Genomic DNA, 13,259 nt, shown 5'->3' with positions numbered 1-13,259 from the left:
TGCCGGAGCACCTGGCAGGCCTTGCTTAGGGACAGGGGTCTGGCTGGCTCCGGGGGTCAGCCGGCTTGGGATCCCTGTGCGCCCTCCTGGCGGATGAAGGTGATTTTTCCGTTCGGCTCCAGCCGGGCAATGACTACCGAACCTTCGTGTTCCATCCCGGCCGCGTGCAGCGCACGATTGAAAGCCGCTTCGGGTAGTGCCTGGCGGCGCAGTTCTTCCGCGTCGCGTTTGCCGTTGCGGACCAGGATGGCCGGAAGGCCCTCGACGAGGCGGTTGAACCGGGGATACCGGGCGCAGATCCAGGCCAGGACCTTATTGGTCACCAGGATGGCCGCCACGCCGATGAAGGCGCCCAGGTAGGTATGGTCGTCGCCGATGATGGCCGTCCGGAGGGTGCCGCCTGCCAGGACGAGCACGAGCACGTCGAACGCGGACATTTCGCCGAAACTCCGCTTTCCCGAGAGCCGCATCAGGACGAGGAGACCCACGTAGGTGAGTACCCCGCGGACGGCAAAATGCCACCAGGGCTCCGACAGTTCGAACCATTCGTTCATCGCCTGACTCCTAAGGAATGCTGAACGCCTTCGCTCGTGCTTCACGAAAAGCGAAACACGCTGTGCACGTTGTCGTCGGTGCGGCGCATCGGCGAAGTGAATCCCTAGAGCAGGAGAAGAGACATGGCACAGAACGGGAAGGACCAGAGCTTGTTCACCCGTATGGCGATGGCGGTGGCCAAGGCGTCCGGCAAGCCGGCCACGTTCGCCGTTGCCGTGCTGATCGTCGTCGTATGGGCGGCCAGTGGGCCGTTGTTCGGTTTTGGCGATACCTGGCAGCTGGTCATCAATACCGGCACCACCATCGTCACCTTCCTGATGGTGTTCCTGATCCAGAATACGCAGAACCGGGATACCGAAGCCATCCAGATCAAGCTGGACGAGCTCATCTATGCCCTCGAAGGGCCGAACGCGGCACTGCTGGACCTGGAAGAGCTTGACGACAAGACACTGGACAAGATCCGCGCCACTTACGTGAAGCGCGCACTCCAGGCGCGCAAGGAACTCGGTTGCGAGGACGAACCTGCACGGGAGGCCGATGCCTCCCGGAACGGCGGCTAGGAGGGCCCCGGCAACCGGGTAGCCGTATACTTCGCGGATGAACCTCCCCCAGGCTGCGACCGAAACCTCCCTCCACGACCAGGTGCGCGAGGAGGGTTTCGCCTTCGTGCATGGCCCCGACATGCGTTCGCTGGTGGAACACCTCGCTCCCCTGGCCGACTGGGAAGCCTTCACCGCGAGCTGGAATGCCCTGGAACCGGACACCTACCTTGCCGCGACGGGCCGCTTTCGCCGCCGCCGGCACGCCACCTTCGCAGCTTCGCGTTTTGGCCACGTCGAACCGCGACCGCATCAGGCGCACTTCCAGACTCTGGCCTACAACACTTTGCAGGGCGATATCGAGCGCTGGTTCGAGCCGGTCCTCCCGGAGATCGCCACAGGCGCCACGATGGGCGCGATCCTCGATTTCTGCCGCGACTTCTTCGGCGGCCTGTCGCCGGAGGTCGCACACTGGCACGTGGAGGTCCATCAGTTCCGGATCGAAGCCACGGCAGGCGCCGCGGGCGAGCCCACCCCGGAAGGCAGCCACCGCGACGGCGTGGACTACGTACTCGTGCTGCTGGTGGATCGCGAGAACATCGCCAGCGGCACCACCACCATCCACGCGCCGGATGGACGCGCGCTCGGCGAGTTCACCCTCGCCCAGCCGATGGACGCGGCACTGATCCACGATCCGCGCGTGTTCCACGGCGTCACGCCGGTCACCCCCCTGGATCCGGCGAAGGCTTCGCATCGCGATGTGCTGGTCGTGACCTTCCGCGCGGTCGAAGCTGGCTGATTCCCTAACGCGGAACGTATCCGTCGCGCCACCTGCACCACCGGTTCACGCCTGTCCCGGCGTACTGCGCACACCGCAGACACCGAGTCCCACCGTGAACGCACGCCTGCCTACCCTGCTCCTCCTCGCGCTCGCCGCGACCGCTCCTGCCCTCGCTCAGGACGCTTCCAAAGTCGACGATACCGGCATCAACAAACGCGACCGTCATGCGGAAAGCCTGACGCCCATGGACCAGCCGAACAACGCCGAGGACGTCCGCGTGGCCGCCGCCGTGCGCAAGGCCATCGTCGCCGATGCTTCGCTCTCCACCTCCGCCCGCAACGTGAAGCTCGTGGCAGCCAAGGGCACGGTGACCCTGCGTGGTCCCGTGAAGGACGAAGCGGAAAAAGCGCGCGTCGAGGCGATCGCCAAGGGCGTCGCCGGCGTGACCTCCATTCAGAACCAACTCGACATCGAACGCTGACCGACAGGGGAATCCCATGAAAGCATCCGTGTATTGCACCACCCGCACCGTGGAACAGGCCGAGCATATCGTTCTCGAACTCAAGCAAGCCGGCTTCACCAGCGACGATATCTCTGCACTTCTTCCCGACCGCCGCGGCACCCGCGACTTCGCCCATGAGCACCACACCAAGGCGCCGGAAGGCGCCACCACCGGTGGCGTGGTCGGCCTCGGCCTGGGTGCCGGCCTCGGCTGGCTCGCCGGTATCGGCGCCCTCGCCATTCCGGGCGTCGGTCCTTTCATCGCCGCCGGCCCGATCATGGCCGCCCTGGGCGGCGCGGCAGTCGGTACGGCCACCGGCGGCATCATCGGCGCACTGGTCGGCATGGGCATCCCGGAGTTCGAAGCCAAGCGCTACGACGCCAAGGTTCGCGAAGGCAGCATCCTGATTTCGGTGCACACCGACAGCGGCAACCAGCGCGACGCGGCCCGGGAGATCTTCCGCCGCAACAACGCCGACGACATCTCCACAGGCTCCGAAGCCAGCGTGTCCTGATATCCACAGGCGCTGTGGAAAGCGCCTGGACAACCGTGTGGATAAGTTCCTTGCCGCCTTGTGCGGCAAGGACTTGCGTTGCATTGGTTAGAACCTGCTCAAGTCGTGGGCCGCTTATCTCAAGTCCTCGACGGGGCGGCGTGCCACAATGGGCGTTCCACCGGTTTCAAGTATCGCGATGAATTCGTCCGGCAAATACGACTTCAGGCAGTTCCAGGAAGAACTCGCCGCCCTCGACCGACAGGCCGCTGCCGAAGGCAAGCCTGTCGCCAAGGCTCCCGTTCCCGCTCCTGCTCCCGTGCCGGCCGCCCCGAAACGCCGTGGGCGGCCGCCCAAGGTCGATCCGCTCGCCGGGGCCAAGGCCGAATTCGAGGCCTTGCGCATCCGGCATGGCCTGACCGTCGCCGACGTCGTGTCCTGGTTTCCCGCCGAAGAAGGCATTGCGTACCTCCAGGGCCTGATCGCCGCCAGCGAACCGAAGCCGCGACGCCGCCGCAAGGTAGACGTCGAAACCGGCGAAGACAGCCCAGGCTGATTTCTGCTATCAAGGACGAATGAGTCCTGAGAAAAAGCCGAGCATCGCGGCTGCCCTCGCGTCGTCCGCGTTAAGGGAATGCCGCAAGGCCATTCGATCCTTATCGGATTCGAAACAGCGGCACCGGGGCATCCATGAAGCACGAAAGGCCATTCGCCGGCTGAAGAGCCTGCTGGTCCTGGCCAAGGAACCGTTCGCCGAAGCGCTGCCGCCCATCAAGGCCACGCTGGACGAGCTTGCGACGGGCCTCTCGCCGCTCCGCGACGCGTACGTCGCCCTGAATACGGCGCGTGCGCTCGCAGGTCCCCGGCCTTCCCCGGCGTGGCGACACGCGCTCGAGAAACTCGAGCACCACAGCGCGGGACGCCTTGCGGCGGAACTGCACAAAGATCCCAATTTCCTCAAGCGGCGCAGGCAGCTGCGTGAATTGGCGGCGGCCATCGAAGGGCTGCCCTGGCGAAGCATTCGCGTGCGCGCGATGGAACAGGCGCTGGAACGCTCGGAGAAACGCGTTGCGAAGGCGCACAAGCGGGCGGACCGGACCGGGACGCCGGCCGACCTGCACGACTGGCGACGCAAGACGCGCCGTCTGCGCATGCAGCTGGAACTGTGGCGCAGGGTGCGCAAGGCCACGGGGAAGACGGCCAACCGCCATATGCCGAAGCACAAGGCCACGGCTCATGAGATGTCGAAGCTTTCCGATGCACTCGGCGCTAAGCAGGACCTCCGCATCTTGCGCGCCACCCTTCGCTCGTTCCGCGAGCCGGACCAGTTGGCCCCTTTGCTGGAACAGATCCGTCAGGAATTGAAGAAGCATCGCAAGAAATCGTGAATTGCAACGCGGATGGAAGTCCAGACGGCCGGACTGCGCTACGCTCGGCATTCCATTCACGGAGCTCCCTCATGATCCGCACGTCCCTGAAGGTCATTGCCACCTGCTGTATCGCCGCCCTGCCCGCGTATGCGGGCGCAGCCAGTGCCCCGGAAGGCTTCACATCCTTGTTCGACGGCAAGACCCTGGCCGGCTGGCACTCGTTCGGGCAGAAGGGCACCGGCAAGGACTGGAGCGTGGTCGACGGAGCCATCGAACTCCATCGCGACCTCAAGGCGCCGCGCGAGGACTTCGCGGACCTGGTCACCGACAAGGAATACGAGAACTTCGACCTCAAGCTCGAATGGAAGATGACCCCCTGCGCGGACGCCGGCAGCATCTTCAACGTGCAGGAAACGCCGAAGTACCGCGAGACCTGGGAGACCGGCCCGGAAATGCAGATCGCCGACCTGGTCTGCACCAAGCCCGACAGTTACACGCTCTACGAGCGCTCGGGCGACCTCTTCGACCTGATTTCCGCACCCGTCGAGAACGTGAAGGAACACGGCAACTGGAACGCGATCGAGATCATCGTGGACCACGGCCACGTGCAGTTCTTCCAGAACGGCCGCAAGACCGTCGATACGACCTTGTGGACGCCGGAGTGGAACGCCCTCGTCGCGAAGACGAAGTTCGCGAAGATGCCGGACTACGCCCGCTTCCATAAGGGCCACATCGCCCTCCAGGGTGGCGAGGACAAGGGCATCGAGCCGATCCGCATTTCGTTCCGGAATATCCAGATCAAGGAACTCTGACACGCCTGTTGTAGGAGCGGACCTGTCCGCGACATCTTTTCGCGAGGAGCTACAGGCCCTGTTACTTCGGGGCGAAAGGCTGTCGCGGACAAGTCCGCTCCTACATTTGTAGTCCGTCGCGCTGGGGCGAAAGGCTGTCGCGGACAGGTCCGCTCCTACATCAGAGTTCCAGGGAGTGGTCGCTGCACTGGCTTTTCTTCGTCAGTACCGGATTGCAACGTACGGCGACGCCGCCGGGGAAGCCCACCGCGTAACCGGCGGAAGACGGCTCGCCCGCCGGATAATCCGTACTCACCAGCTGCGCCCCGCTGCCGAGCACGACGTCGCGCCGGGTGCCGTCGTTCTTCAGGCCCTGCCCTTGTGCCGGATCGTCGGTACGGGCGCGCACGATGTAGCCGCGTTGCACCAGTGCGTCGATCTCCTTGGCCGAGCACTCGTTGCACTCGGTGAAGGCGGCATCCTCGGCCCCGGGCGTGGCATTGGTGAAGATCAGCCGCCCGCGCAGCGCGGGATGGCCGTCGGTATAGACCGGTTCCATCTTCCGCTGGTCGAGCAGGAACACGATCTTGCCCCGGGCCTGGTCCAGTGTCGGCCAGCCGCCGGAGCGCACCGCCTCGTCGAGCGTGGCGTGCTGGCCGCGCACGTCGTCCGGCGTCACCATCTCGTTGCGCGGGAACACCGAGGCGATCTCCGCATCGAGCGCGTCGAACACGGCCGGAGTGAACTGTTCCGGCATCACCGTGGGGATCTTGGCCTGCAGTGGCTGCTGCTTCGTCTCCACGAGCACGAACAGGGGCGCGTGCCGTGGATGCGCCTTCGACCACGCGCGAAGTTCCTCCAGGCAGGCCGTGAACGGCTGGCAGGTGCTGCGCTGGTCCACACCCTGGATGTGCATGACCTTGAAGCCCGGCTTCTCCCAGGTACCCGGAGCGGCCGTCGGAGGGTCTGCCGGCAAGCCGTTCAACGCGATCATCCGATCGATCACGGGATCGAGGTACAGGCCGCCCTTCGCGTCGGAGAAGACGTCCAGTTCCACCTGGCGCACGCCGTCGTCGAGCTGTTTCGTGAGCGACGGATGGCTGTAGTCGATCGCGGCGAACTGCTCGGCCGCCTCTTTCATCATCACGCGGCGCGCACTAGGGGCAAAGCCGGCGTGGTAACTATTGTGCGTACCGATGACCTGAATCTGGTTGATGCGCAGGCTGTCCGCGGCGAGCAGCGGCGCGGAAACGGCTACGGATGATGCCGCCGCCATGCACAACGCGCAGGAACGAAGAAACGACATGAGTATTCCTCTCGAAGAGATCAGTGGGATGCGCGCTTGCACAACGCGAAGCCTTGGTCGGATAGCGACGGCGGCGGACTGGTCGTGCCCCAGCGCGAGGGCGACGGCCCCATCACCAGGTCGAGCGTGCCGCCATGGGCAATCTGGCCGTGTCGGAACCACGCGGCGTCGAGCGGTTTGCCGTTGAGCGTCGCCGACTGCACGTAGCGGTTCGTTCCGTCGGCCGTGAAATGCTCCGCGCGGATGCGGAAGGTCTTGCCGCCGCCAAGATCGATCGTCGATTCGCTGAAGGACGGCGTGCCGATCAGGTACACGTCCTGCCCCGCGTTCGGATAGAAGCCCATCGACTGGAACGCGTACCAGCTCGACATCGCACCCGAATCGTCGTTGCCCGGTATACCGCCACGATCCGGACCGAAGGCACGGCGTAGGAACGCCGTCACGCGGTCCGCCGTGCGATCCGGGCGTCCGGCCCAGATATACAGGTCGGGGATGAGGAAGCCGGGTTCGTTGGTGATGTCGAAGTGCAGATTGTCGAAGGTCGTGTCGAGGCGCTTCACGAAAGCTTCGTTGCCGCCCGACTTCACGATGAGCTGGCGCACGTCCTGTGGCGCATAGAGCGAATACGTCCAGAGGTCGGCTTCGTAGTAGAAGTCCGGCCAGGTACCGCGACGGACCAGGTACTGCGGCGTCCAGCTGCCGTCCGCGTTGCGCGGGCGGAGGAACCCCGTGACGCCTTCATGCGTATCCGTGGCATCCCACAGGTTCGCCCAGTTGCCCGCCTGCTTCAGGTAACGCCGGGCCTCGTCGTCATGGCCGAGACCGCAGGCCACTTCGGCGATCGCGAAATCGTCGTACGCATATTCCACGGTACGCGAGCCCGCGCGTTCGGTCGGCTGCGCGATATAGCCGAGACGGTTATACGTATCCAGGCCGCCCCGCCCTTCCTTGCGCGGATTCTTCGGCGCCACGTTCGCATCCTTCTGCATCGCCTTGAACGCGGTGGCGTAGTCGATGCCGCCGAGACCTTTCACGTACGCGTCCGCGACCAGTACGTTGGCATTGCTTCCGCCCTGCGTGCGACCGTTGTCGTTGCCCACGCGCGCGTCTGGCATGTAGCCGGCATGGCGGAAGGTATCGACCAGCGAGCGGACGATGTCGCGCTGCACGTCCGGCGCGATCAACGTCAGCAGCGGACCCTGGCTGCGGAAGGTGTCCCAGATGGCCTGGAAGTCGTCGTAATACGGTTCCGATGAGGTCCACTTCGGGTTCTCGCCCGTGTGGTTGGAGGGCATCATCATCGTGTGGTAGAGCGCCGTGTAGAAGATGCGCCGGCGCTCGTCGTCCGCGCCGCTCACTTCGATCCTGCCCAGCGCCTTGTTCCATGCGGCGACCGCGGCCTGGTGCACGCCGTCGAAGTTCCAGCCCTTGATCTCGTTCAGCGCGTTCGCGTGTGCCTGGGCCAGGCTGACGAAGGAAATGCCCACCTTCGCCTGGACGACCTGGCCGGCCTTCACCTGGTAATCAAGCGACGCTCCGAGCGGCATGTCTTCCGGCGCATGCGCCGCCGGCGCCGTACCGAGTTCCTTGCCGAGCCAGGTGCGCCCGCCGGACGACGGTGTATCCACGACGAGGTCGACGTATACGTCGTACTCGCCGCCCTCGTTCCAGCCGCCGATGTAACGGCCCATGCCGGTGATTTCCGTCGGCGACACGATGCGCACGTCGCCTCCCAGGAACTGCTGGGTCTCTTCGCCCTTGCCCTTGAAGAGCAGGTCCAGGTCGAGCGTCACGTGCGCCTCGCCGTCCCTGACGAAGGTATAGCGATGCATGCCGGCGCGCCGGGTAGCCGTCAGCTCCGTCTTCACTCCATAGCGCGGGAGTTCCACGGCGTAGTAGCCGGGGCTCGCCGTTTCGGCGGCCCGCGGCGAATGAAAGTCCGCAGGCTCGAGCGGTCCGGTGCTGGCAGCCACACGGATGTTGTCGTACTTGCCGCCACCGCCGCTCAGGTGCAGGTGCGAGAAGCCACGGATCTCGCCGACGCTCTGGAAGCCCTTGCGCTGGCCATAGCCGTGCAGGTCGGGACCGAGCTTGACCATGCCGAAGGGAACGGTGGCACCGGGAAAGATGTCGCCGAACCAGTCCGTGCCGATGAAGGGATCGACATCGCCGACGTGATCGGCCGCCATCGCGGCGGGCGCCGCCAGGACGAAGGAGGCGATGGCGGCGGAGAAGGCGCGCCGCACGGTGGAGCCGGAGATTCGCATCAAGGGAGACCTCAGAACGTATAGGTCAGCTGCGCAGTGTAGTTGCGCGCCGCGAGGTAATAGTACGTGGGGTTGCTGGCCGCACCGTTGCCCTGGATCGGGGTACGGTGGTCGAACAGGTTGTTCGTCGACAACTGCACCCGGAGGTCGGGCGTGAAGCGGTAGCCGATGTTGAAGTTGGTGTAGTTGTAGGTCGGCAGCTTCGTGTTCGGGTTGTAGTTCTCCGCCCCCGTCTCGCCCACGCCGGTGAAACGCGTGCCCACGTACTTGACCAGGAAGGACCCGTAGAGCGGCCCCTGGTCGTAAATGAAGCCCACGTCGGCGGTCGACTCCGGCGCATTCGAGATTTGCCGGCGGGTGGTCTTCGAGTACGCGGTATTGATGCTGCCGTTGGCGGTGAAACTGAAGCCCGAGTCGCCGAGGATATGGGTGAACTCGCCCTCCACGCCCTTGTAGATCACGCCACCCTGGTTGGTGAATACGCTCACCAGCGATCCACCCGGTCCGATCGGCTCCTCGATGCTGGTCACCAGGTTGGCGAAGTCGATGTAGTACACGTCGAGGTCGGCCACCGTCGTGGGCGTCTTCCACACGACGCCCGCCTGGTAGTTCTTGGTCTGCTGCGGATCCACGTGACCGCCGTTGCCCTGCAGGATGTTCACCTTGGGCGCCTGGAAGCCTTCGGCATACTGCCCGTACACGGCCAGGCCCGGATTGATGCGGTAGTTGGCGGCCAGTGCGGCGAGCGTGGTGGCGAAATGCCCGGCTCCGCCCACGGGGAGGAAATTGGAGACGCCATCCAGCGTGCGGTCGAACACGATCTGTTTCACGCCAGGCACGATGCTGAGGTTTTCGAGCGGACGCCATTCCACCTCGAAGTAACTCTGCGTCGTGTTGGTGTGCTGGTTGGTGTCGATGATGTTCGCGTTGGGCGTGCCGGCCAGCACGCGCGGCGTCATCGTGGAAAGGTCTACGGTCACCTGGTCCTGCACCTGGTAGGTCCGTTCGGCCCAGATGCCGGCGCGCAAGGTGCTGTCCAGCCAGCCGCTGCCGACGTCCTTCTCCGCGGTGAGCATGTCCCCGGCGGCGCGATAACGGCTGTGGTTGATCGCGCCAGGCACGCCGCCGTCAGGTAGCAGTGCCTTGTTCGGCGTATTGCCGAGCAAGTCCACGCCCCCGGGACCGCTGTCGCGCAGGCCATAGGTGTAGAACTTGTTGTCGAAACGCCAGCTGTCGTAATCGCCATGCAACTGGAGGTACTCGAAGTCGGCGTGGCGATCGTCGATGTTGTAGTCGAAGAAGCCCTGCGACTGCGGATCGCGGTTAAGGCCCCCGAACTCCAGCCCGAAACGGTCGGTCTGTTTCTTCGGCTGCGCGGTGAACGTGTTCCACTTCACCTTGTTGTAGTCGGCAACGAGGGTGAGCGTGGTGCGGTCCCCCAGTGGCTGCTTTACCTTGAACAGCACGTTGTCCTGACGGAAACCGGCGTTGTCGATCAGGCCGTCGGACTCGAGGTGACTGTAGTTCACCGAGGCCTGCGTGCCGATCTTGTTCATCGTGCCCGTGTTGCCCTCGCCTGCGACCTGCCAAGTGGCACCGCTGCCGTACATCGTCGACAACTGGCCGGAGGGCTTGTCGGTGGTCGGCGCGGAATAGAGCGCCACGGTGCCACCGAAGGTGGCGTTGCCGAGGTTGCTGGCCGTGCCCGGACCGCGATCGACGACTACCTTGCCCAGCGACGGACCGGGGAAGAAAGCCGTGGTGGCGTGGCCGAACGCGCCGGGATCGCCGAACGGAATGCCGTCGAAGGTCACGTCGTATTCGCCGTCCTGGAAGCCGCGCACGGTGCCGCTCTTGCTCGAGAGGCCGGCGCCGTTCGGCGAAGCGTTCACTGCGGAAGGCGTGAGTTCGAGCAAGGCGAGATAGTCCGCCTTCGGCGTGGCGATGGTCTGGATGTAGCTGCGGCTGAGCACCGACTGCGGTTCGACCTCGAACAGGTTGCCTTGCGAAGGCGCAAGCGCGGCGGCGGTGCCGGGAGGCGCCAGGTTGGGATCGTCGATGGCGGCCGAGACGGCGACACCCTGCAGGTTGGTGGTCTGGTTCTGGGTGGCGCTCTGGGCAAAGACAGCGGTCGCGGCGGCCAGGGCAGTGAGGCCGAAGCCAAGACGTACAGCGTGATGCATCGTGGGAAAACTCCTGCTTTTCCGGACGCGCGGTCGCCCGCAACGGCCAGCTCTGGTCGAGCCCGAAGGAAGGGGGATGAGTTGTCTGGGAGGGGGTGGCGGAAAACAGTAATGAAAGCTACTGTTCATCTGTGACAGTCACTTGACGGCCGCATGGCGTGTAACGGCCAAGACGCACGAATCCCGATTCGTATCATCTCGAACCGTCTCCTCCCGCAGTTCAGGCGGGCCTCCTCAAAGGAAGCAACATGAAAAGCGTTACGCGCGGGAACAGCTCCGCCGCGCGCCCTTCCATCCCGCTGGGCACGAAACAGCAGCCGATGCAGCAACGTTCGGTGGAAACTTTCGAGTTGATCCTCGAGGTGACCGCGCGTTTGCTCGGCGACGTGGGCGTGGAACGCCTGTCGACGAACCTCATTTGCGAGGAAGCGGGCATTTCGCCTCCCGCCCTCTATCGCTATTTCCCGAACAAATACGCCATCCTCAAAGAACTCGGCGAACGCCTGATGAAGCGCCAGAACGAGGCCTATCGCGCATGGCTCGCACAGGAACGGCAGCTCGATTACGACGGCTCGCGCGAGGCCTCCATTCGCGGCCTGCGCGACATGCAGGCGGCGATCAATGCCGCCACCCTGGCATTCCCCGGTGCCGTGTGGATCATGCGCGCGTTGCGCGCCGTGCCCACGCTGCGGCACATCCGTCTCGACTCGCACGAAGATGTCACGGAAACCACGTTCAAGGGACTGCGCGATCGCTATCCCAGCGCGGACGAAGGCGCGTTGCGCATCGCCATGCGGCTTTCCACGGAAGTGATGTACGCCGCCACGGAAATGGTGGTCGACAATCCGCAGATGGACGCCAATGCCATCAACACCGAGGTGGCCGAGATGGTCGTCCGTTATTACGACAAGTTCGTCGAGGCGGAAGAGCGTTATCGCCGCTAAGGCGGCTCCTGCTGTCCTTCGTTGTCATCCATACCGAAAATGCACATCGATAGCGATGCGCGTTCCGTCACATTTCGCCAAAAGTCCGATAGACAACGTTGTCATCGAAGACATACACCGGAGTCGCTTTACCAGTCCAACTAACGATCTGGAGGCACTCATGATCCTGAAACTCTCGGCCATCGCCCTTGGCCTTTCCGTGCTCTTCCCGTGGCACGAGGCACGCGCCGCTGACTGCGCACCGGCCTGGGAAGCCAGCACGGTCTACACCGGCGGCAACACGGCCAGCGAAAACGGCGTGAACTACGTCGCCAACTGGTGGACCCAGGGCAACGAGCCGGCCACTAACAACGGCGTCAGCGGGTCCGGTCAACCCTGGACGTCGCAGGGATCATGTACGGGCGGTGGCACGCCTCCGGACGACCCGCCCGATAACCCGCCCGACAATCCGCCTCCCGCCGCGGGCGACCTGCTCTTCAGTCCGTACAAGGACATCACCATCAACCTCGACTGGAACACCAACATCATGTCCACGATGGTGACCGGCACCCGCCTGCCCGTGGTGGGCAGTGGCAGTCTCGTCTCCACGCAGGTGCCGAACCTGGGCGCGATCACCCTCGCCTTCGCCACTGGCGAATGCGGCAGCGAGAATTGGGGCGGCGTGCCGGCAGCCGCCTTCGCCAGCGCCAATATCGCGCGCCTCAATAACGCCGGCGTGAACTATGTCGTGTCCACCGGCGGCCAGGCCGGCGTGTTCACCTGCGGTAGCGCCACCGGCATGGCGAACTTCCTGTCCAGGTACATGGGCCCGCACATGGTTGGTGTCGACTTCGACATCGAGGGCGGACAATCGCCAGCGCAACTCAGTGCCCTGGTCAGCAATGCCGTCTACGCCGAAAGCCTGTATCCGAACCTGCGCTTCTCGTTCACCCTCGCGACGCTGGCCGCTTCCGACGGCAGCTTCGGTGGCGTCAATGCCACCGGCGACGCGGTGGTCCGCGCCGTGAAGGCGTCGGGGCTCAAGAACTACACGATCAATCTCATGACCATGGACTATGGCGCTGCCGGGCCGGGGATTTGTGTCGTGGCCAACGGCAAGTGCGACATGGGCCAATCGGCGATTCAGGCCGTCAGGAACCTGCAGCACACGTACGGCATCCCGCTGACCCGGATCGAGATCACGCCGATGATCGGGGTGAACGATGTGTCGAGCGAGACTTTCACCATTGCGGATATCGACACCGTGACCAACTACGCCGCCACCAACAAACTGGCCGGCCTGCATTTCTGGTCGCTGGATCGCGACAATCCCTGCGGCGGCGGCTTCGCCTCGCCCACCTGCAATTCCGTGCCCGGCACCACGGTGCTGCAGTACACGAAGCGGTTCCTGAGCAACCTCGGCAGGTAACCAAGACTTGTAGGAGCGCGCCTTGCGCGCGACAGGTTTTCGCGATCTCGTGACAGGGCCTGTTGCCGTTCGCAAAAAGCTGTCGCGCGCAAAGCGCGCTCCTACACGGCGCGCTCGTAT

At 64.6% G+C, this 13,259-nt stretch carries 13 protein-coding genes; 9 read left to right on the top strand and 4 right to left on the bottom strand.

Features of this window, described 5'->3' with window-relative positions; translation table 11 throughout:
• Positions 1-56: 56 nt before the first annotated feature.
• The gene (locus ACR9ZH_RS01340) at positions 57-554 is read right to left on the bottom strand and encodes a DUF421 domain-containing protein (RefSeq protein ID WP_481288959.1); all 498 of its coding nucleotides are present in this window, start codon (positions 552-554) and stop codon (positions 57-59) included.
• A 123-nt stretch (positions 555-677) separates the two neighbouring features.
• Between ACR9ZH_RS01340 and ACR9ZH_RS01335 the strand changes: the two genes are divergently transcribed.
• The 7 genes from ACR9ZH_RS01335 to ACR9ZH_RS01305 all read left to right on the top strand — a co-directional run bounded on the left by ACR9ZH_RS01335 (position 678) and on the right by ACR9ZH_RS01305 (position 5,052).
• Positions 678-1,115 (top strand): low affinity iron permease family protein, encoded by a 438-nt coding sequence (locus ACR9ZH_RS01335; protein WP_481288958.1) that lies wholly within the window; start codon positions 678-680, stop codon positions 1,113-1,115.
• Positions 1,116-1,152: 37 nt separating this feature from the next.
• On the top strand, positions 1,153-1,893 hold the full coding sequence (locus tag ACR9ZH_RS01330) for a 2OG-Fe dioxygenase family protein (RefSeq protein WP_481288957.1): 741 nt from the start codon (positions 1,153-1,155) through the stop codon (positions 1,891-1,893).
• A gap of 94 nt (positions 1,894-1,987) precedes the next feature.
• A complete protein-coding gene (locus tag ACR9ZH_RS01325) occupies positions 1,988-2,356 on the top strand; it encodes a BON domain-containing protein (RefSeq protein WP_481288956.1) in 369 nt (122 codons plus the stop codon).
• A 16-nt stretch (positions 2,357-2,372) separates the two neighbouring features.
• A complete protein-coding gene (locus ACR9ZH_RS01320; protein WP_481288955.1) occupies positions 2,373-2,891 on the top strand; it encodes a hypothetical protein in 519 nt (172 codons plus the stop codon).
• 178 nt (positions 2,892-3,069) lie between these two features.
• Complete coding sequence (locus tag ACR9ZH_RS01315) at positions 3,070-3,426, top strand: 2-hydroxyacyl-CoA dehydratase (RefSeq protein WP_481288954.1); 357 nt, start codon at positions 3,070-3,072, stop codon at positions 3,424-3,426.
• A gap of 19 nt (positions 3,427-3,445) precedes the next feature.
• A complete protein-coding gene (locus ACR9ZH_RS01310; RefSeq protein ID WP_481288953.1) occupies positions 3,446-4,258 on the top strand; it encodes a CHAD domain-containing protein in 813 nt (270 codons plus the stop codon).
• Between the two features lie 71 nt (positions 4,259-4,329).
• Positions 4,330-5,052 (top strand): 3-keto-disaccharide hydrolase, encoded by a 723-nt coding sequence (locus ACR9ZH_RS01305; protein ID WP_481288952.1) that lies wholly within the window; start codon positions 4,330-4,332, stop codon positions 5,050-5,052.
• A gap of 160 nt (positions 5,053-5,212) precedes the next feature.
• Here the strand turns inward: ACR9ZH_RS01305 and ACR9ZH_RS01300 are convergent, their stop codons facing one another.
• Genes ACR9ZH_RS01300 through ACR9ZH_RS01290 form a run of 3 tightly spaced genes read right to left on the bottom strand, consistent with a single transcriptional unit; the run spans position 5,213 to position 10,787 of the window.
• Positions 5,213-6,337: a phosphatidylinositol-specific phospholipase C1-like protein gene (locus ACR9ZH_RS01300; RefSeq protein WP_481288951.1), complete on the bottom strand. Its 1,125-nt coding sequence runs from the start codon at positions 6,335-6,337 to the stop codon at positions 5,213-5,215.
• 20 nt (positions 6,338-6,357) lie between these two features.
• Complete coding sequence (locus ACR9ZH_RS01295) at positions 6,358-8,604, bottom strand: GH92 family glycosyl hydrolase (protein WP_481288950.1); 2,247 nt, start codon at positions 8,602-8,604, stop codon at positions 6,358-6,360.
• Between the two features lie 11 nt (positions 8,605-8,615).
• Positions 8,616-10,787 carry a TonB-dependent receptor gene (locus tag ACR9ZH_RS01290; RefSeq protein WP_481288949.1) on the bottom strand — a complete coding sequence of 724 codons (2,172 nt, stop codon included), beginning with the start codon at positions 10,785-10,787 and terminating at the stop codon, positions 8,616-8,618.
• Between the two features lie 248 nt (positions 10,788-11,035).
• Here ACR9ZH_RS01290 and ACR9ZH_RS01285 point away from each other — a divergent pair, with 248 nt between their 5' ends.
• Positions 11,036-11,731, top strand: a complete 696-nt coding sequence (locus ACR9ZH_RS01285) for a TetR/AcrR family transcriptional regulator (RefSeq protein WP_481288948.1) — start codon at positions 11,036-11,038, stop codon at positions 11,729-11,731.
• A gap of 160 nt (positions 11,732-11,891) precedes the next feature.
• Positions 11,892-13,139, top strand: coding sequence for a carbohydrate-binding protein (locus ACR9ZH_RS01280; protein WP_481288947.1), 1,248 nt, complete (start codon positions 11,892-11,894; stop codon positions 13,137-13,139).
• The last annotated feature ends 120 nt before the right edge of the window (positions 13,140-13,259 follow it).

The organism is Luteibacter sp. SVR4-7G (assembly GCF_056755555.1).
Note: the sequence above shows the minus strand (reverse complement) of the source record. Positions and strands in the feature narration are given on the sequence as shown.

Excerpts from the sequence above, each read along its gene's own strand:
- ACR9ZH_RS01280 (WP_481288947.1), top strand. The coding sequence starts at position 11,892 with ATGATCCTGAAACTCTCGGCCATCGCCCTTGGCCTTTCCGTGCTCTTC.
- ACR9ZH_RS01320 (WP_481288955.1), top strand. The coding sequence starts at position 2,373 with ATGAAAGCATCCGTGTATTGCACCACCCGCACCGTGGAACAGGCCGAG.
- ACR9ZH_RS01330 (WP_481288957.1), top strand. The coding sequence starts at position 1,153 with ATGAACCTCCCCCAGGCTGCGACCGAAACCTCCCTCCACGACCAGGTG.
- ACR9ZH_RS01285 (WP_481288948.1), top strand. The coding sequence starts at position 11,036 with ATGAAAAGCGTTACGCGCGGGAACAGCTCCGCCGCGCGCCCTTCCATC.
- ACR9ZH_RS01310 (WP_481288953.1), top strand. The coding sequence starts at position 3,446 with ATGAGTCCTGAGAAAAAGCCGAGCATCGCGGCTGCCCTCGCGTCGTCC.
- ACR9ZH_RS01305 (WP_481288952.1), top strand. The coding sequence starts at position 4,330 with ATGATCCGCACGTCCCTGAAGGTCATTGCCACCTGCTGTATCGCCGCC.
- ACR9ZH_RS01315 (WP_481288954.1), top strand. The coding sequence starts at position 3,070 with ATGAATTCGTCCGGCAAATACGACTTCAGGCAGTTCCAGGAAGAACTC.
- ACR9ZH_RS01300 (WP_481288951.1), bottom strand. The coding sequence starts at position 6,337 with ATGTCGTTTCTTCGTTCCTGCGCGTTGTGCATGGCGGCGGCATCATCC.
- ACR9ZH_RS01290 (WP_481288949.1), bottom strand. The coding sequence starts at position 10,787 with ATGCATCACGCTGTACGTCTTGGCTTCGGCCTCACTGCCCTGGCCGCC.
- ACR9ZH_RS01295 (WP_481288950.1), bottom strand. The coding sequence starts at position 8,604 with ATGCGAATCTCCGGCTCCACCGTGCGGCGCGCCTTCTCCGCCGCCATC.
- ACR9ZH_RS01335 (WP_481288958.1), top strand. The coding sequence starts at position 678 with ATGGCACAGAACGGGAAGGACCAGAGCTTGTTCACCCGTATGGCGATG.
- ACR9ZH_RS01340 (WP_481288959.1), bottom strand. The coding sequence starts at position 554 with ATGAACGAATGGTTCGAACTGTCGGAGCCCTGGTGGCATTTTGCCGTC.